The following is a 23564-nucleotide window of genomic DNA, read 5'->3' as shown; positions in this document are numbered from 1 at the left end:
CGCGACAGCCAATAATGACCCTCGCCATCCAAGTGGAACTTTAGTCGTGCTTGCCGACCCGGGAGTCCGTTTTGCTTCATAACACGCATTATTCTGTCAACGCTGAGTCAAGAGGGGCGCAATGACTGCCGCAGCTTCAACTCAAACGCCACAAAATAAAACCGTAGAGTGGCTCAACCGCTTACGCGCAAACCCGAAGATCCCCTTAATGGTGGCCGGGGCCGCCGCGGTGGCTATTATTGTGGCTCTGGTGCTCTGGGCAAAACAGCCGGAGTACCGCGTGCTTTACAGCAATCTGAGCGATCAGGACGGCGGCGCTATCGTCACCCAACTGACTCAGATGAATATTCCTTACAACTTTGCGGATAACGGTGCCTCTATCATGGTGCCTGCCGAGAAGGTGTACGATCTGCGTCTGCGTCTCGCCCAGCAGGGGCTGCCGAAAGGCGGTGCCGTGGGCTTTGAGCTGATGGATCAGGAAAAATTCGGCATCAGCCAGTTCAGCGAGCAGGTTAACTACCAGCGCGCGCTGGAAGGCGAGCTGGCGCGCACCATTGAGACGTTAGGTCCGGTGAAGAATGCGCGTGTTCACCTTGCCATGCCGAAACCCTCTTTATTTGTTCGCGAGCAGAAATCCCCTTCCGCGTCGGTCACCCTGAACCTGCAGCCGGGCCGCGCGCTCGATGATGGCCAGGTCGCCGCCATCGTGCACATGGTGTCCAGCGCCGTTGCGGGCCTGCCGCCGGGCAACGTAACGCTTGTGGATCAAACCGGTCGCCTGCTGACGCAGTCCGGCACCGGCGCTCGTGATCTTAACGACGCGCAGCTCAAATACGCCTCCGATGTTGAAGGCCGTATTCAGCGCCGTATCGAATCTATCCTTGCGCCTATCGTCGGCACCGGCAACGTCCATGCCCAGGTCACCGCGCAGATCGACTTCTCTAATAAAGAACAGACCGAAGAGCAGTACCGTCCGAACAGCGACCCGTCGCAGATGGCCGTCCGCTCTCGTCAGCTGAACACCAACGACCAGGTGGGCGGTGCCTATCCGGGCGGCGTACCGGGCGCGCTCTCTAACCAGCCTGCACCGGCCAACAGCGCACCGATTGACGCGCCTGCCGGCCAGAACAATGGCCAGAACGCCAACGGTCAGAATGCGAATGGTCAGAACGCGCAGCGTACTCAGAGCACCAGCACGGCAGGCGCCAGCAGCGGCCCGCACAGCAGCCAGCGTGATGAAACCACGAACTACGAAGTGGATCGCACCATTCGCCACACCAAAATGAACGTGGGCGACGTGCAGCGTCTCTCCGTCGCGGTGGTGGTGAACTACCGTCAGCTGGGCAATGGCAAGCCGCTCGCGCTGACTGCCGAGCAGCTGAAACAGATTGAAGACCTGACCCGCGAAGCGATGGGCTACTCCGACAAGCGCGGCGATACCCTGAACGTCGTTAACTCGCAGTTTACCGCGAGCGATGAATCCGGTGGCGAACTGCCGTTCTGGAAGCAACAAGCGTTCATCGATCAGCTTCTGTCCGCAGGCCGCTGGCTGGTGGTGCTGATTGTCGCCTGGCTGCTGTGGCGTAAAGCGGTCCGTCCGCAGCTGCAGCGCCGTGCTGAAGAAGTGAAGCGCGTCCAGGAAATGCAGCAGCAGCGTAAAGAAGTGGAAGAGTCCGTGGAAGTTCGCCTGAGCAAAGACGAACAGACGCAGCAGCGCCGCGCTAACCAGCGCCTGAGCGCCGAAGTAATGAGCCAGCGTATCCGCGAAATGTCAGACAACGATCCGCGCGTGGTCGCGCTGGTCATCCGCCAGTGGATGAGTAACGAGCTATGAGTAACGCTAATTCCAACGCTAATGCCAATGGCCTGTCGGGTACCGATAAAAGCGCCATTCTGCTGATGACCATCGGTGAAGACCGCGCGGCGGAGGTGTTCAAACACCTCTCGCCTCGCGAGGTGCAGCACCTCAGCGCCGCGATGGCGAGCGTGCGTCAGATCTCTAACAAACAGCTGACTGACGTGTTGGCGGAGTTTGAACAGGAAGCGGAACAGTTCGCGGCGCTGAGCATCAACACCAACGACTACCTGCGTTCGGTGCTGGTCAAAGCGCTGGGCGAAGAGCGCGCCTCCAGCCTGCTCGAAGATATTCTCGATTCCAAAGAGACCACTTCGGGTATGGAAACGCTCAACTTTATGGAGCCGCAGAGCGCCGCCGACCTTATTCGCGACGAACACCCGCAGATTATCGCCACCATTCTTGTGCACCTCAAACGTGCCCAGGCGGCGGATATCCTGGCGCTGTTCGACGAGCGTCTGCGTCACGACGTCATGCTGCGTATCGCCACCTTCGGCGGCGTCCAGCCGGCGGCGCTGGCGGAGCTGACCGAAGTGCTGAACAACCTGCTCGACGGCCAGAACCTCAAGCGCAGCAAAATGGGCGGCGTGAGAACGGCGGCGGAAATTATCAACCTGATGAAAACGCAGCAGGAAGAAGCCGTTATTACGGCAGTGCGCGAATTCGACGGCGATCTGGCGCAGAAAATCATCGACGAAATGTTCCTGTTCGAAAACCTGGTGGAAGTCGACGACCGCTCCATCCAGCGCCTGCTGCAGGAAGTGGAGTCCGAATCTCTGCTTATCGCCCTCAAAGGTGCCGAGCAGCCGCTGCGCGAGAAATTCCTGCGCAACATGTCGCAGCGTGCGGCCGATATCCTGCGCGACGACCTGGCCAACCGCGGGCCGGTGCGTCTGTCTCAGGTGGAAAACGAACAGAAAGCTATCCTGCTCATCGTCCGTCGTCTGGCGGAAACCGGCGAGATGGTAATTGGCAGCGGCGAGGATACCTATGTCTAATAAGCTTCCCTGGCAGCGCTGGATGCCGGATGACCTCTCCCCGCCTGTAATGCCGGAATTCACGGCATTCGACGAGACGGTCAGCGGCGAAAGCGAAGAAGTCGACGAAGAGCAGTTACGCCTGCAGCAACAGCAGCAGGCGCTGGTGATGATGCAAACCCAGGCGCATGAGCAAGGCTTTAACGCCGGGCTCGCCGAAGGGCGTCAGCAGGGCTTCGAGCAGGGCCGCCAGGAAGGCCATTCCAAAGGATTCGAACAGGGGCTCGCCGAAGCGCGCGCCCAGCAGGGGCCAATACACGCGCGAATGCAGCAGCTGGTGAGCGAGTTCCAGTACACCCTGGACGCGCTCGACAGCGTCATCGCCTCGCGCCTGATGCAGATGGCGCTGGAAGCCGCGCGCCAGGTGATCGGCCACGTTCAGGTGGATAACAACCACCTGATTAAGCAGATCCAGACGCTGTTGCAGCAGGAGCCGCTGTTTAGCGGCAAACCGCAGCTGCGCGTGCATCCGGACGATTTACAGCGCGTCGAAGAGATGCTCGGCGCGACCTTAAGCCTGCACGGCTGGCGTCTGCGCGGCGACCCGACCCTCCATCCGGGCGGCTGCAAAGTCTCCGCCGATGAAGGCGATCTCGATGCGAGCGTGGCGACGCGCTGGCAGGAACTGTGCCGCCTGGCCGCACCAGGAGTGGTGTAATGACCGCCCGTCTGACCCGCTGGCTCAATACGCTCGATAACTTCGAGACCAAAATGGCGCAACTGCCGTCGGTGCGCCGCTACGGCCGCCTGACACGCGCCACCGGCCTGGTGCTGGAAGCGACCGGGCTGCAACTGCCGCTCGGCGCGACCTGTATTATCGAACGTCAGGAAGGCACGCAGCTCCAGGAAGTGGAAAGCGAAGTGGTCGGCTTTAACGGCCAGAAACTGTTTTTAATGCCGCTCGAAGAAGTCGAAGGCATTCTGCCGGGCGCGCGCGTCTATGCCCGTTCGGGGGGTGGCGAAGGGTTACAGAGCAGCAAACAGCTGCCGCTCGGCCCGCAACTGCTTGGCCGCGTGCTGGACGGCGCGGGCAAGCCGCTTGATGGTCTGCCCTCCCCTGACACCGAAACCACCGGCGCGCTTATCACCCCGCCGTTTAACCCACTGCAACGTACCGCCATTGAAGATGTGCTGGACGTGGGCGTGCGCCCGATTAACGCCCTGCTGACCGTCGGTCGCGGCCAGCGTATGGGCCTGTTCGCGGGCTCCGGCGTCGGTAAATCGGTACTGCTCGGCATGATGGCGCGCTACACCCAGGCGGATGTCATCGTGGTGGGGCTTATCGGCGAGCGTGGCCGTGAAGTCAAAGACTTTATCGAGAACATCCTCGGCGCCGAAGGGCGCGCCCGCTCGGTGGTGATTGCCGCCCCGGCGGATGTCTCTCCTTTATTACGTATGCAGGGTGCCGCCTACGCCACCCGCATCGCTGAAGATTTCCGCGACCGCGGTCAGCACGTCCTGCTGATCATGGATTCGCTGACCCGTTACGCGATGGCGCAGCGTGAAATCGCGCTGGCTATCGGCGAGCCGCCCGCGACCAAAGGCTATCCGCCTTCGGTCTTCGCCAAACTGCCCGCGCTGGTCGAGCGCGCCGGTAACGGCATCAGCGGCGGCGGCTCGATTACCGCGTTTTATACCGTACTGACCGAAGGCGACGACCAGCAGGACCCGATCGCCGACTCCGCGCGCGCCATTCTCGACGGCCACATCGTGCTGTCGCGTCGCCTCGCGGAAGCCGGTCACTATCCGGCGATTGATATCGAAGCGTCCATCAGCCGCGTGATGACAGCCATCATCAGCGAAGAGCATTACGCGCGCGTGCGGACCTTCAAACAGCTGCTTTCAAGTTTCCAGCGCAACCGCGACCTGGTGAGCGTTGGGGCTTATGCCAAAGGCAGCGATCCGATGCTGGATCGCGCCATTACGCTGTGGCCGCAACTGGAAGCGTTTCTGCAGCAGGGTATTTACGAACGTTCCGGTGTAGAGGATGCGTTGCAGGCACTGGAACTTATCTTCCCGTCAGTTTGATGAGGTATGAGGGAGGTAGCCATGAAACAAAATGGCGCGCTGAACACGCTTAAAGATATGGCTGAGAAAGAAGTCGACGATGCCGCGTTGCGGCTTGGCGAAATGCGTCGCGGCTGTCAGCAGGCGGAAGAACAGTTGTCGATGCTGATGAATTATCAGCAGGAATATCGCAATAACCTGAATCAGACCATGACCCAGGGGATTGCCAGTAACCGCTGGGTGAATTACCAGCAGTTTATCCAGACGCTGGAGAAAGCGATTGAACAGCATCGCCTCCAGCTTACGCAGTGGAATACCAAAGTCGATCAGGCGCTCTCGTTCTGGAAAGAGAAAAAGCAGCGTCTTCAGGCCTGGCAAACGCTCCAGGACCGGCACGCCAGCGCGGCGCTGCTGGCGGAAAACCGGCTCGATCAAAAAAGAATGGATGAATTTGCCCAGCGGGCATCAATGAGGAAAGGCGAATGATTACGTTGCCCAATGTTGTGCTTACCAGTGACGTCGATGCGACTGGCACCGGTGCCGGGCTGAAAGGCGTCGATGCGAAAAGCGGCGACGCGGCGCAGGATTTTCTGGCGCTGTTAGGCCAGCATTTCTCAGGCAAGCTGCCGTTTGCCGACGGCAAAACGCTGTCGCTCGCGCAGTTGCAGGGTGCCGGTAAAGAGACGCTGGCGGGTAAAACGCTGGCCGATGCTACGGCGGGCCAGCAAGGCGTGCAGAACGATCTCGCGCGTCTGCTGGATCAACTGACCAACGGCGAGATCACGCCGGCCGATCTGACGCTTGCTGCCGGCGACGCGCAGGCGGTGACGCCAGGCACTGCGAAGCCCGCGCTGAAAACCGCCGGTCTTGACGACGATAAAAAACTCAGCGACGAAGATATGGCCGCGTTAAGCGCCCTCTTCGCGATGCTGCCGCAGACCCAGCAGCCGAACGCGGCAGCTGACGCACCAATGCAAACCCAGGCGCAGGGCGTTGCCGCACTGAGCGCTAATGGTTTTAGCCCGGCGGCAAGCCTGACCCAGACGCTCGGCAACGCCAAAAGCGATGCCAAAACCAGCGCGAAAAGCGATGACGCCGCCACCCCGCTGACGGCCGCCGCTGCGACTGCGCCGGTCACCGGCCAGGCCGCTTCGGATGTTGTCGCGCCGGTCTCGACGGTCGATAAAACCGCCGCGGATGTGAGCAGCACGCAGGTGCCGCATAACCTGAACCTGCACGCGCTGGCCTCCACGACCACGCAAGGCACCCAGAACACCACGCCGTCCATGACGATGCCGACCCCGCAGGTCACCGCGCCGCTCGGCACCCCGGACTGGCAGAACTCGGTGAGCCAGCACATCACGCTGTTTACCCGCAACGGCCAGCAGAGCGCCGAGCTGCGCCTGCACCCGGAAGAGCTGGGCGCAGTGCAGATCAGCCTGAAGATTGACGACAACATGGCGCAGGTTCAGATGGTGTCGCCGCACAGTCATGTGCGTGCAGCGCTGGAAGCCGCCCTGCCGACGCTGCGCGCGCAGCTTGCGGAAAACGGCATTCAGCTCGGTCAGAGCAGCATCAGCAGCGAAAACTTTAGCGGTCAGCAGCAGCAAAACAACCCGCAACAGTCTGCCGCATCCCGTTCCGGCGGCGCTTTTAGCCTGAATGGTGAAGAAGAAGCGATTGCCGCTCCGGCAAGCCTTCAGGCAGCCGCTCGCGGCAATGGCGCGGTCGATATCTTTGCCTAACGCCAGAGGTAACGTGATTATTCCCGTTTTTTCCAGGCTTTGACTGCGCGCAGAGACGGGATAATCACTCTATCGCAGTACTGATACAGGAAACCCGAGTCTGATGACTGACAGCGCAATCACCAAAGGTAAAGGCCGTAAACGCTCCATCTGGATCCCGTTACTGGTCATTATAACTCTCGCTGCCTGTGCGACGGCAGGTTACAGCTACTGGCGTATGCAGCAGCATGGCACCACCGCGGCTAAAGCGGCGCCAGAACCGCCGCCAGCGCCGGTCTTTTTCGCACTGGACACCTTCACCGTGAACCTGGGTGATGCCGACCGTGTGCTGTATGTCGGCATTACGCTGCGGCTGAAGGACGAGGCGACCCGCCAGCGTCTTAGCGACTATCTGCCGGAAGTGCGCAGCCGTCTGCTGCTGCTCTTCTCCCGTCAGGATGCCTCACAGCTCGCGACCGATGAAGGCAAACAGAAGCTGGTGGAAGCGATTAAACAGACGCTTTCCGCGCCGCTGGTGGCAGGACAACCGAAGCAGGTAGTGACTGACGTCCTCTACACTGCCTTTATTCTGCGGTAAAGCCATGGGCGACAGCATTCTTTCTCAGGCCGAAATCGATGCGCTGTTAAACGGCGACAGCGAGCAGAGCGCGGAACAGCAAGCGACAGGCGGCGATGGCGACATTCGCCCCTACGATCCCAATACCCAGCGTCGCGTGGTGCGCGAGCGCCTCCAGGCGCTGGAGATTATCAACGAACGCTTCGCGCGCCAGTTCCGTATGGGGTTGTTTAACCTGTTGCGCCGCAGCCCGGACATCACCGTGGGGGCGATTCGTATTCAGCCCTACCACGAGTTTGCCCGCAACCTGCCGGTGCCGACCAACCTTAACCTGATTCATTTAAAACCGCTGCGCGGTACCGGGCTGTTTGTGTTTTCGCCAAGCCTGGTGTTTATCGCGGTGGACAACCTGTTCGGCGGTGATGGCCGCTTCCCGACTAAAGTGGAAGGCCGCGAATTTACCCACACCGAACAGCGCGTCATCAACCGTATGCTCAAGCTGGCGCTTGAAGCCTACAGCGACGCGTGGAAAGCGATTAACCCGCTGGACGTGGAGTATGTGCGTTCAGAGATGCAGGTGAAATTCACCAATATCACCACCTCGCCGAACGATATCGTGGTTAACACCCCGTTTCACGTCGAGATTGGTAACCTGACCGGCGAGTTTAATATCTGTCTGCCGTTCAGCATGATTGAGCCGCTGCGCGAACTGCTGGTTAACCCGCCGCTGGAAAACTCCCGTCAGGAAGATCAGAACTGGCGCGACACTCTGGTACGGCAGGTGCAGCACTCGGAGCTGGAGTTAATTGCTAACTTCGCCGAGATCCCGCTGCGACTCTCGAAGATTTTGAAGCTGAAGCCAGGCGACGTGCTGCCCATTGATAAGCCGGATCGCATTCTGGTGCATGTGGATGGCGTACCGGTTCTCACCAGCCAGTACGGCACCGTAAACGGGCAATACGCCCTGCGCGTTGAACATTTGATCAACCCAATTTTGAATTCGCTGAATGAGGAACAGCCCAATGAGTGACATTAACAAACCGTCCGATGAAAATGCTGGTGAAATGGACGATCTGTGGGCTGATGCACTGAAAGAACAAAAAAGCACCGGCGACTCCGCAGACGATCTGTGGGCCGATGCGCTGAGCGAGCAGAAAACCGCGGGCAAGAGCTCGGCGGACAGCGTGTTCCGCGCGCTGGAAGGCGGCGACATGGTCGGCGCGCTCCAGGATATCAACCTGATTATGGATATCCCGGTGAAACTCACCGTGGAACTGGGCCGCACCCGCATGACCATTAAAGAGCTGCTGCGTCTGACGCAGGGTTCCGTGGTCGCGCTGGACGGTCTCGCTGGCGAGCCGCTGGATATCCTTATCAACGGTTACCTGATTGCTCAGGGTGAAGTCGTGGTCGTCGCCGATAAATATGGCGTGCGCATCACCGACATCATCACCCCGTCAGAACGTATGCGTCGCCTGAGTCGTTAAATGAAAAATCAGACCACGGTTGCACAGCCGGCAATGCCCGACGCCGGCTCATCCTTAATCCAGGTAAGCGGCGCGCTGACGCTGATTATCCTCTTTATTCTGCTGTTTGCCTGGATGGCAAAGCGTTTTGGCTTCGCGGCTAAAAGCACCGGGATGCGTGGTCTGAAGCTCAACAGCAGCCTGAGCCTTGGGGCTCGCGAAAAGATTGTGATTGTCGAAGTGGAAGACGCCCGCCTGGTGCTGGGCGTGACCGCCACCTCTATCACGCCCCTGCACACCCTGCCGCCTGCGCCCCCCGCGCAGGAGCCGGAAACCGTGCCTGGCGCTGACTTCCAGAACCTGATGAAAAATCTGCTTAAGCGTAGCGGGAGAAAGTAATGCGTCGTTGGTTAAATCTTTCTTTCCTCGCGCTCGGCCTGCTGGCGGCGCCTGCGATGGCACAACTGCCGGGTCTTGTCAGCCAACCGATATCGGGCGGCGGTCAGAGCTGGTCGCTGCCGGTACAGACGCTGGTGTTTATCACCTCGCTGACGTTCCTGCCCGCCATTCTGTTAATGATGACCAGCTTTACGCGCATCATTATCGTTTTCGGTCTGCTGCGTAACGCGCTCGGCACCCCGTCCGCGCCGCCAAACCAGGTGCTGCTGGGCCTCGCGCTGTTCCTGACCTTTTTTATCATGTCGCCGGTTATCGATAAGATCTATTCCGACGCCTATCAGCCGTTCACCGAAAACAAAATTTCGATGGAAGTGGCGCTCGACCGCGGCGCGCAACCGCTGCGCGAATTTATGCTGCGTCAGACCCGCGAGGCGGATCTGGCACTGTTTGCGAAACTTGCCAATACGCAGCCGATTCAGGGGCCGGAAGCGGTGCCGATGCGCATCCTGCTGCCCGCGTATGTCACCAGCGAGCTGAAAACCGCGTTCCAGATTGGCTTTACCGTGTTTATCCCCTTCCTGATCATCGATCTGGTGGTGGCGAGCGTGCTGATGGCGCTCGGGATGATGATGGTGCCGCCTGCGTCTATCGCCCTGCCCTTCAAGCTGATGCTGTTTGTGCTGGTTGATGGCTGGCAGCTCCTTGTCGGTTCGCTTGCCCAAAGCTTTTACAGTTAACGAGGTGCATGATGACGCCAGAATCGGTCATGATGATGGGCACGGAAGCCATGAAAGTCGCGCTCGCGCTTGCCGCGCCCCTGCTGCTGGTGGCGCTGGTGACCGGCCTGTTTATCAGTATTTTGCAGGCGGCCACCCAGATTAACGAAATGACGCTCTCGTTCATTCCGAAAATTCTGGCGGTGTTTGTGGTTATCGTGGCGGCGGGCCCGTGGATGCTCAACCTGCTGCTTGACTATATGCGCACGCTGTTTTCTAACCTGCCGTATATCATCGGCTGACGGCCGCGCCCATGCTGCAATTTACCAGCGACCAGTATCTTCACTGGCTGACTCTGTACTTCTGGCCGCTGCTGCGCGTGCTGGCTCTTATCAGCACCGCGCCTATCTTAAGCGAGCGTTCCATTAGCATCCGCGTCAAGATTGGTCTGGCGCTGCTGATTACCATCGCGCTCGCGCCCAATATTCCCGGCAGTAACGTGCCGATTTTCTCGCTCGAAGGGCTGTGGCTGGGGTTGCAGCAGATCCTTATCGGCGTTGCTATCGGCTTTACGATGCAATTTGCCTTCGCGGCGGTGCGCACCGCAGGCGAGCTTATCGGCCTGCAAATGGGGCTCTCATTCGCCACGTTTTTCGATCCGGGCAGCCGTCTGAATATGCCGGTGCTGGCGCGCTTTATCGATATGCTGGCGATGCTGCTGTTTCTCACGGTTAACGGTCATCTGTGGCTTATCTCCATTCTTGCCGACACGTTTCACACTCTGCCCATTGGCGGCGAAGCAATTAACAGCAACGCTTTCATGGCGCTGACTCGCGCGGGCGGTCTGATTTTTATTAATGGCGTCATGCTGGCGCTGCCGATGATTACCCTTTTGCTGTCATTAAACCTGGCGCTTGGCCTGTTAAACCGTATGGCCCCGCAGTTGACCGTATTCGCCATTGGCTTTCCGCTGACGCTGAGTATCGGGATAATCGTCCTCGCTGCGTTAATGCCCTTAATAGCACCGTTCTGTGAACATTTATTCGCAGAAATATTTCACTTGTTGACTGATATCGTTAGCGAAATTCCTGCAAAGGGTTAACCCCTCTTTTTAAATGGTCATCCTAAGGATATTCCTAATATGGAAAATATATTCTCTGGCTGACCATACATCCCAGGCGGAATTAATGATTTTACGCCTCTCACAGAACCGGATCGCCTCTTTACTTTAAGAACTTTCCTGGCAAATTATACGTAACTTTACGGGATAGTTGGGGTCGCCTGAATGACTTCGATACCCGGCTGATACGATTCACGCTATCGGTCTGCGGTACGCCGTTTGACGCTTTATTATCCCGTAAATGCTGGTCTTGGCAGAACGGCGGTCGTTCTCAGGCTGGTGGAGCAATCGTTGTGCTTTAACGGATAACGCGTTTAGTGAGGGTAGGCTATGTCAACGATTATTATGGATCTCTGCAGCTATACCAGGCTCGGGCTAACCGGTTATTTATCGACAAGAGGAGTCAGAAAACGTCAGATATTTCATGCTGATAGTGTTGAAACTCTGGAAGAAGCCTGTCAGCTGCGTAAGCCCCATGTGGTGTTTATTAATGAAGACTGTTTTATTCACGATCCCGAAAGCAGTCAGCATATAAAGCACATCATTAATCAGCATCCCGGTACGTTATTTATCGTTTTTATGGCGATTGCCAATATTCACTTCGATGAATATTTACGGGTGCGTAAGAATCTGTTAATTAGCTCTAAATCGATTAAACCAGAGTCGCTGGATGCTATTCTGGGAGATTATTTAACCAAAGATATGCAGTGTATTGGGAAAATCAGTTTGCCTACACTCTCTTTAAGCCGTACTGAATCCAGTATGCTGAGAATGTGGATGTCGGGCCAGGATACGATTCAGATTTCCGATCAGATGAATATTAAGGCCAAGACAGTTTCGTCTCACAAAGGGAATATAAAACGTAAAATCAAGACCCATAATAAGCAAGTGATCTATCATGTTGTGCGGTTGACCGATAACGTCACCAACGGCATTTTTGTGAATATGCGCTAACGCAGCACGTTAATTTACCCTGTACCCTACACGATTCGTCTCTGACGCTCGTCGGAACGATTACATGACTCATCATCATATCGCTCAGGCGAGGATGAACCCTGTCTTAAAAATAACGCCGCCCCGAATTAACGGAGCGGCGTAACAATAAGTAAAAAATATGACGTATTATTCTACCTTTTCGACAAATATCCCGTCCGGGTGATCTTTCTCATTAAAGAACCATATTCCCAGCGGATACTCCTCCAGTGAAACCAGATACATCGTACCTTCATTAAAAGGCTCAACGGCCAGCACCACGCCTGGACGACGCGGCCCGCCATCCGTTTTAACGGTAACCCGATCGTTAACGTTCATAACTGCTCCTCTTATCACTATTGTGCCAGTGTAGAACAAAACCGCTTTGCTGGCACCGGGCTGAGTGGCGCCTGCCAGCGGACAGCTATAATTAGTGTGATGGGGTCGTCTGAGGTGAATGCCATGAAACCGGAAAACCCAACGCCAGAAACGCCACAGGCTGATATCGACGCGCTGCTGGGCGCGATTGAGGTGATTAGCGAAGACGAGCGGCACACGCCAGAATGCGTCTCCCCGACGCTGGCGGATGCGCGCAGAAAGGATACGTGTCGGGAGCTTGGCGAGGAGTTTGAACTGGATATCCGCGATGCGGGGCCGAGCGAAGTGAACCATTGAGCATAAAAATATCCCGGCCTGGGGAGCCGGGATAAGCTTGCGAAAGCAAGAAGCACTTAAAATTCGTTACACCAGGGAAACTGATGTCGATGAACAACATACCGCAAAATTTTTGCCGCACAAGGATATATTTTCTTGGTGAATAATACATTGCTAATATTATGGAACCATATATTCACTGCAAGCCAACAACCGCGCGCCTTTCGTGGCAACGATCTCAAAATAACCCTGCAAAAAAGGCCGATTAATTGAGATTATTCCTGGTTAGCCAGGCAAATGGCTGCGCGTAAAAAGGAGCCACTATGGCGCATCTGCATGACGATTTGCTGGTGATTACCGACCTGGACGGCACGCTGCTTGATCCGAATACGCATGAATGGGAACCGGCGCAGGCGTGGCTTACTCGCCTTATTGACCATCAGGTGCCGGTGATTCTCTCCAGCACCAAAACGGCGGCGGAAATTATCGCCATCCAGGATGCGCTTGGTCTCTCCGGGCAGCCTTTTATCGCCGAGAACGGCGCGATTATTCAGCTTGACGCCGCCTGGGAGGATAGCCCTGACTTCCCTCGCCTGCTAAATGGCGTTCCCCATGACGACATCCTCGCCGTGATTAACCGCCTGCGCGACGAGCACGGCTATAAGCTTTTCTGCTTCAGCGATGTGGATGAGAAAACCATTGCCGAATGGACCGGGCTTAGCCCGAAACTTGCCGCGATGGCGACGCTGCTGGAAGCCTCCGAGACGGTTATCTGGCGCGACAGCGACGAAAACCTGGCGCGCTTTACCGCAAGCCTTGAAGCGCTCGGCCTGATGATGATTGAGGGTGGCCGTTTCTGGCATGTGCTGGATGCACGCGGCGGTAAAGGCCAGGCGGTGAACTGGCTGAAAGAGCAGTACCGCAAGCGTGAAGGCACACTGCGCACCACAATCGGGCTTGGCGACGGGCCGGATGATGCCTCGCTGCTTGATAACGTCGACCTGGCGGTGGTGGTGAAAGGCTTAAACCGCCAGGGCGTGATGCTTAAAAATGACGATCCCACCCGCGTCTACCGTACGACCGAGCGCGGCCCGGCGGGCTTTCGCGAAGGGCTCGATCACTTTCTGGATAAGGCATAAGCCTTACCCCTCGTCACATACCTGGTTGCGCCCGCGCTGTTTGGCCAGATAAAGCCGGTGATCGGCTATCGACTGCAGATGCTCGAAATCGTAATCGCCGTCGCGTCGTGCTTCGCTCACGCCTACCGACACGCTGATACGAATGGTCGTATCCGGGCGCACCAGAATCTCCTGGCTGTTGATGCGCTGGCGTATCCGCTCTGCCACCTGCCGCGCCCCGTCAGCGGTCGTACCCGGCAGAATCACGCAAAACTCCTCCCCACCGACGCGCCCCGCCACATCCTGGGCGCGCAGCGAACGGCTTAACATGCCCGCCGCCCACGTCAGTACCTTATCGCCCGCCTGATGACCATAGCGGTCATTGATGCTTTTAAAGTGACGAGATCGAGCTGGATAACCGAAAACGGCTCACTTTGCGCAAAACACGTTTTCGCCGCCATACGCGCGCGCTCAAAGAACGCGCCACGGTTGTACAGGCGCGTCAGCGTGTCATACCAGGCGCGCCATTTCAGCGAGCGCTGCATGGTCAGCATATTGCGCACCATGCCCACGATCACCCGCCAGGAGAGAAACAGCATGGCGGTAAAGAGCAGCCACAGCAGGCCAAGCACCATCGCCACTTTGCCGAATTTCCCTTCCGCGCTTTGCGACACCGTGGTGACTTTCACCAGCACACCGTCGAAATAATCGAGCTTCGCCCAGGTGATGAAGCGGGTATCCATCCGCGCGTCGCCCTCGTTGCCAAGCTCCATCTGGCGGGCCAGCATCGCTTTATCCTGCGCCGTGAAATGCAGCGCGGTGTCGCTGCCGGAAGCCGTCGTCGCTATCGGGCTTAGCTGGCTGTCGAAAAGCAGAATTTCGCCGCCGCTGTCGTCGTCATTCAGTGCGTTTTTCAGGAAATCGCGCATCGCGCCGATGGGGAAATCCATCGCCAGCACACCGAACCAGCGGCCTTTATCATCGAGCGGGATGCTGGCGGTGACGCGCTGCCCCGTGGGCATGCTGAGATCGCGCCCGTGCAGCCAGCGCACGCCACGCCCAGGATTGCGCCGCCGCGACTGATCGAGAAACCAGCGGCTACTGACTTGCTGGTAGTAGAGTTCCGGTATGCTGCCGTGACCGTAAAACGGCAAATTAGTGAGGTAAAAACCGGCGCGCGACACATAAAAAGTGCGTACTTCCGGGCGCTCAGCGCGGGCATCGGCGATGCTCAGCATGTGGCCGAGCGCCAGCGTCGCATTCAGCTCGCTATAGAGTAGCGCGTCGTCGCGCTCAAGCAGCGTGCTCTGACCAATAAACGCGTCAGATACGCCCTGAATTTCCGGTGCCAGATCGCGCCCGGTCGGCAGCGTCCATTCAGGTTTATCGCGCTCCGCCTTAAACCCGGCGATGAGAGCGTCGGTCTGCGGGCCTTCTAACAGGTTATGCATGGCATAACGCATACCCGCGCGATAAAACAGCAGTTTATCGACGCTGTATTGCAAATTACGGTCCATCGCCGTGGCGATGCTGTCGAGCTGATTGCGCTGCGAGGAGATAAAAGCGTCCTGCAGAATAACTCCTTCACGCCAGGTCAGCAGCGTGGAGAAGATAAAGACGGCGCAGAAGCAGAAGTTGACGACCCGAATAGGGTTTTTGGTCCGCCAGCGGCTGATGAGTAACTTGTCAGGCACGTCAGACTCCCTGTACTGATAAAGGCTCGACTGGATGAAGCAGAGTGAAGGTCAGGCGGCTCAGATAATACCAGGCGGCGCGGATATTAAAAGTGTGGCCGTTTTTTTACGGATTGTCGCCTGGAAAGTAAAAGGATGTCATTGATCTGTTGCAGGATGGAGGGGGGAAAGAAAACGCCCGGCAGTGTAACCGGGCGTTCTTTCAACGACGTTCTTCGCGAGATTTCCTTTCGCCGGGCAGCAGTTCGTCTTCACGAAACGCTTCCCGCTGCACGCCGTAACCGTCATACCAGCGGCATTCCACCATGCCGCTTGAATAACCGGTCACGACCATGCGTTGACCGCTGTTTTTGCGCCGGACTTCATCGCTGACTAAAAAGACCATGCCTGCCTCCTTTATCAGTGTGAAAACATCCAGAAGATAGTCAACGCACGCGATTTTCGCCTGTCAGACGTGCAGTTTCAGGAATATTCTCAATGCGCCGCTTTACCGCGCAGCCGTCCGATAAGCGAAACAACGGCCAGCACGACAGCGCCGAGGATAAAACCGAGCACCAGGTTTAGTACCGTGGGCATCACCGCCGCGCCCACGCCGCCCAAGCTCTGCGCCCAGTGTTCAATCCCGTGATGCAGCGGCGCGATGCCGTGTACCACAATGCCGCCGCCCACCAGAAACATCGCGATAGTGCCGAGGACAGAGAGCGCCTTCATCAGCCACGGCGCCGTCACCAGCAGCCCTTTACCAACGCCGCGCGCCAGCGCCGAGCGTTTATCCGCAAGCCAGTAGCCCATATCGTCAAGCTTCACAATGACGCCCACGATGCCATAGACACCGAGCGTCACAAGAACAGCGATACCGCTTAATATCAGCACCTGGTTTAAGAGCGGGGCTTCGGCCACGATGCCAAGCGTAATGGCGACGATTTCCGCCGAGAGAATAAAATCGGTGCGCACCGCGCCTTTCACTTTATCGCGCTCGTAGAGTTTCGGGTCCTGCTTTGCTATCTCATTCAGACGCTGCTGTTTCTGCTCCGGTGTCTCTTTGTGTTTACGCGCGTGGATACTGTGCATCACCTTTTCCACGCCTTCAAAGCACAGAAACGCGCCGCCCACCATCAGGAGCGGGGTAATGGCCCACGGCGCGAAGGCGCTGATGATAAGCGCGAGCGGCACCAGAATCAGTTTATTGAGCAGCGATCCTTTCGCCACCGCCCAGACCACCGGCAGTTCGCGATTCGCGCGCACGCCAGTCACCTGCTGTGCGTTAAGCGAAAGATCGTCGCCCAGCACCCCGGCGGTCTTTTTTGCCGCGAGTTTTCCCATCATTGAGATATCGTCCAGCAACGTGGCGATATCATCCAGCAGCGTTAATAAACTACTTCCGGCCAAAATTTCATTCCTTCGTGTTGTGATTCTGAAGTGTTAAGTATGGAGTAAAAGGCGCTACCCCGAAACTACCACCTTCTGTCAACGCAAAATTAACCTAAGCGAAACAATTAAAAATCTCGCCTCGGCAATAATTTTAGCGTTCACTATAAGCGTTCTTTATTTCACGTCGTGAGGGAGTATGCGTTTCGGTCGAGTATTACCGCTGCTTGGCGCACTGTTCGCGCTGTATATCATCTGGGGTTCCACCTATTTTGCGATTGCCGTCGGCGTGAAAAGCTGGCCGCCGTTTATGATGGCGGGCGTGCGCTTTCTCTGTGCGGGCGTTCTGCTGCTGACATATCTGCTGGCGACCGGTCACAAACTCCCGGCGCGTCGCCCGATGTTAAACGCGGCGCTGATTGGCGTGCTGCTGCTGGCCGTCGGTAACGGCTTTGTGACGGTGGCGGAGCATCAGCATGTGCCGTCGGGCATCGCCGCCGTGATGGTCGCGACCGTCCCGCTCTTCTCGCTGATTTTCAGCCGTTTCTTTGGCATCCAGACCCGTAAGCTGGAGTGGCTCGGCGTGGCGATTGGCCTGGCGGGCATTGTGCTGTTAAACAGCGGCGGCAACCTGAACGGCAATCCGTGGGGCGCGCTGTTAATTCTGATTGGCTCGCTAAGCTGGGCGTTCGGTTCGGTCTACGGCTCGCGTATTGAATTGCCGACGGGAATGATGGCGGGCGCGATTGAGATGCTGGCGGCGGGCCTGGTGCTGATGGTGGCGTCGCTGCTCACCGGCGAGCGGATGACCGCGCTGCCCGATCTCTCGGGCTTTCTGGCGGTGGGCTATCTGGCGCTGTTCGGCTCGGTGATTGCCATCAACGCTTATATGTATCTTATCCGCAACGTCTCGCCTGCGGTCGCCACCAGCTATGCGTATGTCAACCCGGTGGTGGCGGTGCTGCTCGGCACCGGCTTTGGCGGCGAAAGCCTGTCACAGATTGAGTGGATTGCGCTTGGCGTGATCATTGTGGCGGTGTTGCTGGTGACGCTCGGCAAATATCTGCTGCCGGCCAAACCGGTCGTTGAGCCCTGTGACGTTCAGAAGTAAGCCTTAACCGGCGGATGGCGCAGGCCGCTCGCCCTCAAGGGCGTGAATGCCCTGGATGTCTATTTCGGCATGCGCCCCGCCGCTGCAAATCCACTCTTCCAGCCGCTCGGCGAGCGCCGCGTCAGAGAGTTTCTCACGACCGCGTAACGCACACTCCCAGACTAACAGCACGCGCCAGCCTTCACTGAGCAGCGTGGCCACATCGCGCTTATCGCGCGCCACATTTTTGCCGATTTTATCAAGCCAGAAATCGGTGCGGGTGGCAGGCACTTTAAAGAGATAGCAGTCGTGATGATGCCAGAAACAGCCGTGGGTGAAGATAACGCAGCGGTAGTCGTCGAGCACGAAATCTGGGCGACCGGCAAGTGCGGCGTCCTGCACGCGAAAGGTAAACCCCTGCTCTGTGAGCAGCGCGCCGAGCCGCTTTTCAATGGCGGTATCGCGCGTGGCGATGGCGCGCATATTTTTACTGCGAACGGCCTTGCTATGAACGTCCGCCATCGCGATTCTCCAGCCGCAGCCGCACCGCCTGCGCGATACGCGGACGCAGTAGCTTTGCGACCGCCGCAAAAGCAGGCACCACCACCGAGTTGCCGAACTGGCGATAGGCCTGGGTATCGGAAACCGGAATGCGAAACGCGCTGCCCTGCGGCGCTTCAAAGCCCATCAGGCGCGCGCATTCGCGCGGCGTCAGGCGGCGCGGGCGGCGCTGCTGGTTGGCGGCATCGTCGAAATCCCGCTCGCCAAGCGCTTTATCCCAGCCGCGATCGATTAAGATTTCCGCGCCGTCTTTGTAATAACGTGCCGAGAGCGTGCGCGCCACGCTTGCGGGATTTTGCGGGTCCACCAGACCATAACCAAAGCCGTTGCCCTTCGCCTGATGCTTCTGGGCGTAGCGGTAGAGATATTTCCACAGCGTCGGCGTCAGCACGTAGCGGGCATCGACGGTCGGATCGAGCAGTTCACCAAACGCCGGGCGACGCGCGGGGTAAAACTCAGGCAGCGCGCGCAGCGTAAACCCGTCGTGCAGATTGAGCGAGCGGCGAAAGCCCACCAGCACGATGCGCTCGCGGTGCTGCGGCAGGAAATGTTTGCCGTCGATGATTTTCGGATCGTCCGGACCCATTTCCGCGGCGTCCGCCACTTCATAGCCCAGCTCATCCAGCGTCTGCATGATGATGCGAAAAGTATTGCCCTTGTCGTGGCTTTTAAGGTTTTTGACGTTTTCCAGCACGAAAATCGCAGGCTGGCGCGCGGCGATAATACGCACCACGTCGAAAAACAGCGTGCCCTGAGTTTCGCAGGCAAAACCGTGCGCGCGGCCCAGCGCGTTTTTCTTCGACACGCCCGCGAGCGAAAACGGCTGACACGGAAAGCCCGCCAGCAGAACGTCATGCTGCGGAATACACGCGCGGATATGCTCGGCGGCGGCCTCGTCGCTGATTTCAGGCTTATGGCTTAGCGTGACATCCCGGATATCTTCATTGAACTGATGCAGTTGCGGATCGCAATACCAGTTGGCTTTATAGGTGCGCACCGCGTGTTTATTCCACTCACTGGTAAACACGCACTGGCCGCCTGCGGCTTCAAACCCGCTGCGAATACCGCCGATACCGGCGAAGAGATCGATAAAGCGAAACGCGTAGTTCGGATGATGGCGCGGTGGCGTGGGCAGTAACGCCAGCAGGCGGCGATACTCTTGCGGGCCAAGACGCGCGCCATCCGCGTTGAGCTGCTGGCGCTTAAGCCTGGCGCGGCTCCAGCGCTTTTCGCCTGCCTCATTTAACAGCGCCACCACCGTTTTGGTGTCGTAAATCTCCAGCACTTTTTGCAGCAGCGCGTGTGCGCTCAGCGCAGGAGCGGCGTTGAACTCCGCGCCTGCCAGTCCGTCTTCAGTAACAGCGTGATTGTCGAGCATTACCTTCGCCATACAAAACCGATATAGGACAGAGTAACACACTTTCGCGCGGGGCTGCGGTTAAGGCGTAACCTGAATAAAGCGACGCAGTACCTCTTCATCAAGCTCACAAAAATCGCCCTTCAGCTCGGCGCAGAGCTTGGCCATGTAATGCACGAGAAAATCAGCGTTATGGCGCGCCAGCGCCCTGCCCGCCTCGGTTTGCATGGTGGAAGGCAGCGTCAGCAATTTTTTCTGGAAGTGATCGAGCGCCCAGGCGGTGTCGTCGAGTTCACGGTGTGCGGCAAGCGGATCGTCACTGTCGAACAGGGCGCGGCCAAGCGCGCCGGAGACATAAAAGACACGCGCAAGACCAATAGCCCCGAGCGACTCCAGCCGGTCGGCGTCCTGCACAATTTTGGCCTCAAGCGTCGTCGGCGCAATACCGGCGCTGAAGCTGTGCGCACGCACCGCATGGGCCACGTCGTCATACATTTCTCGTGGGAAATCGGGAAAGTGAGTGTCCAGAATCCGCAACGTCTCCTGAGCGGCCAGCGTCGAGGCCAGATGGCGCTGCGGATGGTTTTTCGGCAAATTGACGATGTCGTGGAAATAGCAGGCGGTCAGCACCACCAGACGGTTGGCCTCACTGCCTGCCATGATCTGCTGCGCGGTTTTCCAGACGCGGCGAAAATGCGCGATATCATGCGCTTTGTCATCCTGATTCCAGCTTTGATGCAGCCAGTCTTCAAAACGCTGCTGCCAGTGGGTGAGCGACATAGCGTCTCCTTCTACGCGGGTCAGTCCGGTTTTTTCTGTAATGCAGATCACAAAATTAGCATGCTTTATGCGCTTTTGCGCGGACGGCTTTCTGCAGGCGTAACAAATCGCTAAGTAAAAAGCACGTGCCGGGTAGCAGGGATAATGATTGATATCGGGTCCTAAAAGTCGCTCCTTAAAAAAGGAAGCATTCATCATTTATCTGATTTTTATTTTCACACACCGGAACCGGACTTTTTTCAGCGCTGACAGACCCGCTTCGTACCGTTCTTTTTTCTGAAAATTAATTATCCGAATAATAATTCAACAGGCAATTATCTTTTATTGCTGATGCCTTTAACGCTTATTTATTTGATAGCGCGCACATCCAGAAAAACCAGCCACCATGCCCTCTGGACCTGTACTTCAGCCAGAACAACCCTTTATAAATAATTTCAACGCCCTACCAAGAACATTGATGAAAATAATGAAAGAAAAAATAAAATAACCAACACAAATATATTAATTTTCACCAGAATTCGCCCTGGGAAATAATTTTTGTGGCGTTTTTACATTCTGCTAATATGCGTGCCGCGGACGATGCTCCGTTACGTCATTCAATTAAACCATTCATTTATTTTATTTATGACGATAAGGAAATTAATAATGAAAAGAAAAGTACTGGCTCTTGTAGTACCCGCTTTATTAATGGCAGGCGCTGCGAATGCGGCAGAGATTTATAATAAAGACGGCAATAAACTCGATTTGTTTGGTAAAGTCGACGCGCGTCATACCTTTTCCGATAACCCGGGTGACGACGGCGACGGCACCTATCTGGAATTCGGCTTTAAAGGCGAAACCCAAATCAGTTCAGAGCTGACCGGCTATGGCATGTGGAACTACAAAATCATGGCCAACAGCACCGAGGACAGCAACACCTCTTACAACAAACTCGCGTTCGCGGGCCTGAAATATGGCGATTACGGCTCTTTTGATTATGGCCGTAACTACGGCGTGATTTATGACGTTGAAGCCTGGACCGATATGCTGCCGGTATTCGGTGGTGACTCTTACACCTACAGCGATAACTACATGGTGGGCCGCGGCAACGGGATGGCGACGTACCGCAACACCGATTTCTTCGGCATGGTTGACGGGCTTAACTTCGCGCTGCAATACCAGGGCAATAACGAAGACGACGGCAACGGCAACGAAGGCACCAACAACGGTCACGGCATCCAGACCCAGAACGGCGACGGTTTTGGTCTCTCCACGACCTATGATTTCGGTATGGGCTTTAGCGCATCCGCGGCCTATTCATCCTCTGACCGTACGTCAAAACAGGTTAATGAGGGCCGTGGCGATTCTATCGTCGCAGGCGGCGAACGCGCGGATGCGTGGGCGACTGGCCTGAAGTATGACGCCAACAATATCTATCTTGCCGCCACCTATGCTGAAACCCGCAACATGACGCCGTATGGCGACGGCGACGGCATTGCCAACAAAACGCAGAACATCGAAATCGTGGCGCAGTACCAGTTTGATTTCGGCCTGCGTCCGTCACTGGCCTACCTGCAATCCCGCGGTAAAGATCTGTGGTATGCCGGTAAGTACCAGGACAACGATCTGGTTAAATACGCGGATGTCGGTGCCAGCTGGTATCTCAACAAGAACTTCCTGACCTACGTTGATTACAAAATCAACCTGCTGGATAGCGACGACGACTTCTATAAAGACAACGGCATCGCAACCGACGACATCGTCGGCATTGGTATGGTGTATCAGTTCTAAGCGTTTTACTCATCCTTTTCAGGCCCGCCGCGTGTGGGCCTTTTTTATTTTCCACGCTTCTTCACGCGCGCCTTCACTCTCCTCTTTACCGGATGCCGGACGGGCGCTATAGTGTGCCAGGACTGTATATATATCCATACTGTGGAGTTTTCCATGTTTGTTGAACTGGTTTATGACAAACGCAATGTCGCAGGCTTGCCCGGCGCGCGTGAGATTATCCTGGCCGAGCTGACCCGCCGCGTACACCGCATTTTTCCGGATGCTGACGTGCGCGTTAAGCCGATGCAGACAAACGGTCTCAATTCCGACGCCAATAAAAACGATCGCGAAAAGCTGAACCGGATGCTGGAAGAGATGTTCGACGAAGCCGATATGTGGCTGGTTAACGAATAAGCGACAGTAAAAAACCCGCCAGCGCGGGTTTTTTATTATTCAGATTCACCCGGCGTCACGCCCGGCCAGCCCTTTTCTCCTGCTATGCCTCTGATTACAGAATAGAGCGGTACGTACCGCCTTCCACGCGCACCGCCGCGCCGTTTGACGCCGCGCCCAGCGGGCTTGCCAGCAGCGCCACCATTGAGGCTATCTCCGTGGCATCAATCATGCGCGCAAGCAGCGAACTCGGGCGATACGTCGCAAAGAAATTCGCTTCAATCTGGGCGTCGGTCATGCCCGGTTGCGGCGCGGTCTGGCGCAAATATTCCATAATGCCTTCTGAACGCGTGGCCGAAGGCAATACGCTGTTTACCGTCACGCCGGTGCCTTTGGTTAATTCCGCCATGCCGCGCGCCACCGCGCGCCACCGCAAGCTGCGCCGATTTGCTCATCCCGTAGTGCACCATATCCGGCGGCGTAAACGCACCCACTTCGCTGGAGATAAAAATGACGCGTCCCCAGTTTTTCGTCAGCATTTGCGGGAAATAGTGACGGGAGAGCCGCACGCCGGACATCACGTTAACTTCAAACATCCGCAGCCACGCCTCGTCGGTGATTTCCGCAAACGGCGTCGCCTCATAAAAGCCGAGATTGTTAATCAGAATATCGGTTTCCGGCTGTTGCGCCGTCAGCGCCGCGACGCCTTCCACGGTGCTGACGTCCGCCAGCACGCCGGTCACGGAGGCACCTTTCGCCTCCGCCTCAATGGTCGCGACCGCCGCCGCCAGTTTTTTATGGTCGCGGCCGGTGATGGTGACCGCCACGCCTTCCTGCGCCAGCGTCCGGGCGATCGCAAGGCCAATGCCTGCCGTCGCCGCCGTCACTATCGCCGTTTTAGTGTTCAGTTGCAGATCCATGTTAGTT

The 23564-nt window shown here is 57.1% G+C and carries 25 protein-coding genes and 2 pseudogenes; 19 read left to right on the top strand and 8 right to left on the bottom strand.

The features are described from left to right. Nucleotides 1-121 precede the first annotated feature (121 nt). From fliF to rcsA, 14 genes are all read left to right on the top strand, one after another. Nucleotides 122-1834, top strand: a complete 1713-nt coding sequence (fliF, locus tag CSK29544_RS12775) for a flagellar basal-body MS-ring/collar protein FliF (RefSeq protein WP_029039567.1) — start codon at nt 122-124, stop codon at nt 1832-1834. Beyond that, nucleotides 1831-2853, top strand: a complete 1023-nt coding sequence (fliG, locus tag CSK29544_RS12770; RefSeq protein WP_004384858.1) for a flagellar motor switch protein FliG — start codon at nt 1831-1833, stop codon at nt 2851-2853. The genes fliF and fliG overlap by 4 nt, the downstream gene beginning before the upstream one ends. After that, on the top strand, nt 2846-3550 hold the full coding sequence (fliH, locus tag CSK29544_RS12765) for a flagellar assembly protein FliH (RefSeq protein WP_004384855.1): 705 nt from the start codon (nt 2846-2848) through the stop codon (nt 3548-3550). The genes fliG and fliH overlap by 8 nt, the downstream gene beginning before the upstream one ends. Continuing rightward, entirely contained in the window at nt 3550-4920 is a 1371-nt protein-coding gene (fliI, locus tag CSK29544_RS12760; protein ID WP_012124387.1) for a flagellar protein export ATPase FliI, read from the top strand. The genes fliH and fliI overlap by 1 nt, the downstream gene beginning before the upstream one ends. A 21-nt stretch (nt 4921-4941) precedes the next feature. Then, nucleotides 4942-5385 carry a flagellar export protein FliJ gene (fliJ, locus tag CSK29544_RS12755; RefSeq protein ID WP_004388146.1) on the top strand — a complete coding sequence of 148 codons (444 nt, stop codon included), beginning with the start codon at nt 4942-4944 and terminating at the stop codon, nt 5383-5385. Further along, nucleotides 5382-6644 (top strand): flagellar hook length control protein FliK, encoded by a 1263-nt coding sequence (fliK, locus tag CSK29544_RS12750; RefSeq protein ID WP_029039566.1) that lies wholly within the window; start codon nt 5382-5384, stop codon nt 6642-6644. Before fliJ ends, fliK begins: the two co-directional genes overlap by 4 nt. Before the next feature lie 103 nt (nt 6645-6747). Beyond that, the gene (gene fliL, locus CSK29544_RS12745) at nt 6748-7221 is read left to right on the top strand and encodes a flagellar basal body-associated protein FliL (RefSeq protein WP_004388144.1); all 474 of its coding nucleotides are present in this window, start codon (nt 6748-6750) and stop codon (nt 7219-7221) included. A gap of 4 nt (nt 7222-7225) precedes the next feature. Next, on the top strand, nt 7226-8230 hold the full coding sequence (fliM, locus tag CSK29544_RS12740) for a flagellar motor switch protein FliM (RefSeq protein WP_004388143.1): 1005 nt from the start codon (nt 7226-7228) through the stop codon (nt 8228-8230). Continuing rightward, nucleotides 8223-8687 carry a flagellar motor switch protein FliN gene (gene fliN / locus CSK29544_RS12735; protein ID WP_004388142.1) on the top strand — a complete coding sequence of 155 codons (465 nt, stop codon included), beginning with the start codon at nt 8223-8225 and terminating at the stop codon, nt 8685-8687. Before fliM ends, fliN begins: the two co-directional genes overlap by 8 nt. Further along, on the top strand, nt 8688-9065 hold the full coding sequence (gene fliO / locus CSK29544_RS12730) for a flagellar biosynthetic protein FliO (protein WP_014728582.1): 378 nt from the start codon (nt 8688-8690) through the stop codon (nt 9063-9065). Further along, complete coding sequence (gene fliP, locus CSK29544_RS12725; protein ID WP_004388140.1) at nt 9065-9802, top strand: flagellar type III secretion system pore protein FliP; 738 nt, start codon at nt 9065-9067, stop codon at nt 9800-9802. The genes fliO and fliP overlap by 1 nt, the downstream gene beginning before the upstream one ends. Before the next feature lie 11 nt (nt 9803-9813). Next, entirely contained in the window at nt 9814-10083 is a 270-nt protein-coding gene (fliQ, locus tag CSK29544_RS12720) for a flagellar biosynthesis protein FliQ (RefSeq protein ID WP_004388139.1), read from the top strand. Between the two features lie 11 nt (nt 10084-10094). Beyond that, nucleotides 10095-10883, top strand: a complete 789-nt coding sequence (fliR, locus tag CSK29544_RS12715) for a flagellar biosynthetic protein FliR (RefSeq protein ID WP_012124383.1) — start codon at nt 10095-10097, stop codon at nt 10881-10883. A gap of 348 nt (nt 10884-11231) precedes the next feature. Next, nucleotides 11232-11855, top strand: coding sequence for a transcriptional regulator RcsA (rcsA, locus tag CSK29544_RS12710; RefSeq protein ID WP_004388137.1), 624 nt, complete (start codon nt 11232-11234; stop codon nt 11853-11855). Nucleotides 11856-12023: 168 nt separating this feature from the next. Here the strand turns inward: rcsA and dsrB are convergent, their stop codons facing one another. After that, complete coding sequence (gene dsrB / locus CSK29544_RS24595) at nt 12024-12212, bottom strand: protein DsrB (protein ID WP_004388136.1); 189 nt, start codon at nt 12210-12212, stop codon at nt 12024-12026. Nucleotides 12213-12335: 123 nt separating this feature from the next. On the opposite strand from dsrB, the gene CSK29544_RS24590 reads away from it, so the two are divergent. Beyond that, the gene (locus CSK29544_RS24590; protein ID WP_004388135.1) at nt 12336-12548 is read left to right on the top strand and encodes a DUF2525 domain-containing protein; all 213 of its coding nucleotides are present in this window, start codon (nt 12336-12338) and stop codon (nt 12546-12548) included. A 302-nt stretch (nt 12549-12850) separates the two neighbouring features. Beyond that, on the top strand, nt 12851-13666 hold the full coding sequence (locus CSK29544_RS12695; RefSeq protein WP_029039565.1) for a mannosyl-3-phosphoglycerate phosphatase-related protein: 816 nt from the start codon (nt 12851-12853) through the stop codon (nt 13664-13666). A 3-nt stretch (nt 13667-13669) separates the two neighbouring features. Here the strand turns inward: CSK29544_RS12695 and dgcQ are convergent. The 3 genes and pseudogenes from dgcQ to CSK29544_RS12680 all read right to left on the bottom strand — a co-directional run bounded on the left by dgcQ (nt 13670) and on the right by CSK29544_RS12680 (nt 16728). Continuing rightward, nucleotides 13670-15339: pseudogene (dgcQ, locus tag CSK29544_RS12690) on the bottom strand (cellulose biosynthesis regulator diguanylate cyclase DgcQ). Nucleotides 15340-15541: 202 nt separating this feature from the next. After that, nucleotides 15542-15724: a YodC family protein gene (locus CSK29544_RS12685; RefSeq protein WP_004388133.1), complete on the bottom strand. Its 183-nt coding sequence runs from the start codon at nt 15722-15724 to the stop codon at nt 15542-15544. Between the two features lie 89 nt (nt 15725-15813). Beyond that, on the bottom strand, nt 15814-16728 hold the full coding sequence (locus CSK29544_RS12680; protein WP_029039564.1) for a DUF808 domain-containing protein: 915 nt from the start codon (nt 16726-16728) through the stop codon (nt 15814-15816). A 178-nt stretch (nt 16729-16906) separates the two neighbouring features. Here CSK29544_RS12680 and yedA point away from each other — a divergent pair, with 178 nt between their 5' ends. Beyond that, nucleotides 16907-17818, top strand: a complete 912-nt coding sequence (gene yedA / locus CSK29544_RS12675; RefSeq protein ID WP_029039563.1) for a drug/metabolite exporter YedA — start codon at nt 16907-16909, stop codon at nt 17816-17818. A gap of 3 nt (nt 17819-17821) precedes the next feature. Here yedA and CSK29544_RS12670 read toward each other — a convergent pair whose 3' ends face one another. The 3 genes from CSK29544_RS12670 to CSK29544_RS12660 are packed head-to-tail and all read right to left on the bottom strand — an operon-like array spanning nt 17822 to nt 20495. Then, entirely contained in the window at nt 17822-18319 is a 498-nt protein-coding gene (locus tag CSK29544_RS12670) for a very short patch repair endonuclease (protein ID WP_029039562.1), read from the bottom strand. Next, complete coding sequence (locus CSK29544_RS12665; protein ID WP_227003058.1) at nt 18303-19736, bottom strand: DNA cytosine methyltransferase; 1434 nt, start codon at nt 19734-19736, stop codon at nt 18303-18305. The genes CSK29544_RS12670 and CSK29544_RS12665 overlap by 17 nt, the downstream gene beginning before the upstream one ends. 60 nt (nt 19737-19796) lie before the next feature. Continuing rightward, nucleotides 19797-20495, bottom strand: a complete 699-nt coding sequence (locus tag CSK29544_RS12660; protein ID WP_007868970.1) for a phosphohydrolase — start codon at nt 20493-20495, stop codon at nt 19797-19799. Nucleotides 20496-21140: 645 nt separating this feature from the next. On the opposite strand from CSK29544_RS12660, the gene ompC reads away from it, so the two are divergent. Together ompC and CSK29544_RS12650 are read left to right on the top strand one after the other, a co-directional pair. Continuing rightward, nucleotides 21141-22265 carry a porin OmpC gene (ompC, locus tag CSK29544_RS12655; RefSeq protein ID WP_029039560.1) on the top strand — a complete coding sequence of 375 codons (1125 nt, stop codon included), beginning with the start codon at nt 21141-21143 and terminating at the stop codon, nt 22263-22265. 153 nt (nt 22266-22418) lie between these two features. Next, a complete protein-coding gene (locus tag CSK29544_RS12650) occupies nt 22419-22658 on the top strand; it encodes a DinI family protein (RefSeq protein ID WP_007794693.1) in 240 nt (79 codons plus the stop codon). 94 nt (nt 22659-22752) lie between these two features. On the opposite strand, the pseudogene CSK29544_RS12645 reads toward CSK29544_RS12650, so the two are convergent. Beyond that, nucleotides 22753-23557 (bottom strand): annotated as a pseudogene (locus CSK29544_RS12645) (SDR family NAD(P)-dependent oxidoreductase). Nucleotides 23558-23564: the final 7 nt, after the last annotated feature.

This window comes from Cronobacter sakazakii (assembly GCF_000982825.1).
Taxonomy (GTDB): Bacteria; Pseudomonadota; Gammaproteobacteria; order Enterobacterales; family Enterobacteriaceae; genus Cronobacter; species Cronobacter sakazakii.
The sequence above is the reverse complement of the archived record's forward strand: the minus strand, read 5'-3'. Positions and strand labels throughout refer to the sequence as shown.

Coding starts and splice junctions, on each gene's coding strand:
- fliF (WP_029039567.1), top strand. CDS start 122: ATGACTGCCGCAGCTTCAACTCAAACGCCACAAAATAAAACCGTAGAG.
- fliG (WP_004384858.1), top strand. CDS start 1,831: ATGAGTAACGCTAATTCCAACGCTAATGCCAATGGCCTGTCGGGTACC.
- fliH (WP_004384855.1), top strand. CDS start 2,846: ATGTCTAATAAGCTTCCCTGGCAGCGCTGGATGCCGGATGACCTCTCC.
- fliI (WP_012124387.1), top strand. CDS start 3,550: ATGACCGCCCGTCTGACCCGCTGGCTCAATACGCTCGATAACTTCGAG.
- fliJ (WP_004388146.1), top strand. CDS start 4,942: ATGAAACAAAATGGCGCGCTGAACACGCTTAAAGATATGGCTGAGAAA.
- fliK (WP_029039566.1), top strand. CDS start 5,382: ATGATTACGTTGCCCAATGTTGTGCTTACCAGTGACGTCGATGCGACT.
- fliL (WP_004388144.1), top strand. CDS start 6,748: ATGACTGACAGCGCAATCACCAAAGGTAAAGGCCGTAAACGCTCCATC.
- fliM (WP_004388143.1), top strand. CDS start 7,226: ATGGGCGACAGCATTCTTTCTCAGGCCGAAATCGATGCGCTGTTAAAC.
- fliN (WP_004388142.1), top strand. CDS start 8,223: ATGAGTGACATTAACAAACCGTCCGATGAAAATGCTGGTGAAATGGAC.
- fliO (WP_014728582.1), top strand. CDS start 8,688: ATGAAAAATCAGACCACGGTTGCACAGCCGGCAATGCCCGACGCCGGC.
- fliP (WP_004388140.1), top strand. CDS start 9,065: ATGCGTCGTTGGTTAAATCTTTCTTTCCTCGCGCTCGGCCTGCTGGCG.
- fliQ (WP_004388139.1), top strand. CDS start 9,814: ATGACGCCAGAATCGGTCATGATGATGGGCACGGAAGCCATGAAAGTC.
- fliR (WP_012124383.1), top strand. CDS start 10,095: ATGCTGCAATTTACCAGCGACCAGTATCTTCACTGGCTGACTCTGTAC.
- rcsA (WP_004388137.1), top strand. CDS start 11,232: ATGTCAACGATTATTATGGATCTCTGCAGCTATACCAGGCTCGGGCTA.
- dsrB (WP_004388136.1), bottom strand. CDS start 12,212: ATGAACGTTAACGATCGGGTTACCGTTAAAACGGATGGCGGGCCGCGT.
- CSK29544_RS24590 (WP_004388135.1), top strand. CDS start 12,336: ATGAAACCGGAAAACCCAACGCCAGAAACGCCACAGGCTGATATCGAC.
- CSK29544_RS12695 (WP_029039565.1), top strand. CDS start 12,851: ATGGCGCATCTGCATGACGATTTGCTGGTGATTACCGACCTGGACGGC.
- CSK29544_RS12685 (WP_004388133.1), bottom strand. CDS start 15,724: ATGGTCTTTTTAGTCAGCGATGAAGTCCGGCGCAAAAACAGCGGTCAA.
- yedA (WP_029039563.1), top strand. CDS start 16,907: ATGCGTTTCGGTCGAGTATTACCGCTGCTTGGCGCACTGTTCGCGCTG.
- CSK29544_RS12670 (WP_029039562.1), bottom strand. CDS start 18,319: ATGGCGGACGTTCATAGCAAGGCCGTTCGCAGTAAAAATATGCGCGCC.
- CSK29544_RS12665 (WP_227003058.1), bottom strand. CDS start 19,736: ATGCTCGACAATCACGCTGTTACTGAAGACGGACTGGCAGGCGCGGAG.
- CSK29544_RS12660 (WP_007868970.1), bottom strand. CDS start 20,495: ATGTCGCTCACCCACTGGCAGCAGCGTTTTGAAGACTGGCTGCATCAA.
- ompC (WP_029039560.1), top strand. CDS start 21,141: ATGAAAAGAAAAGTACTGGCTCTTGTAGTACCCGCTTTATTAATGGCA.
- CSK29544_RS12650 (WP_007794693.1), top strand. CDS start 22,419: ATGTTTGTTGAACTGGTTTATGACAAACGCAATGTCGCAGGCTTGCCC.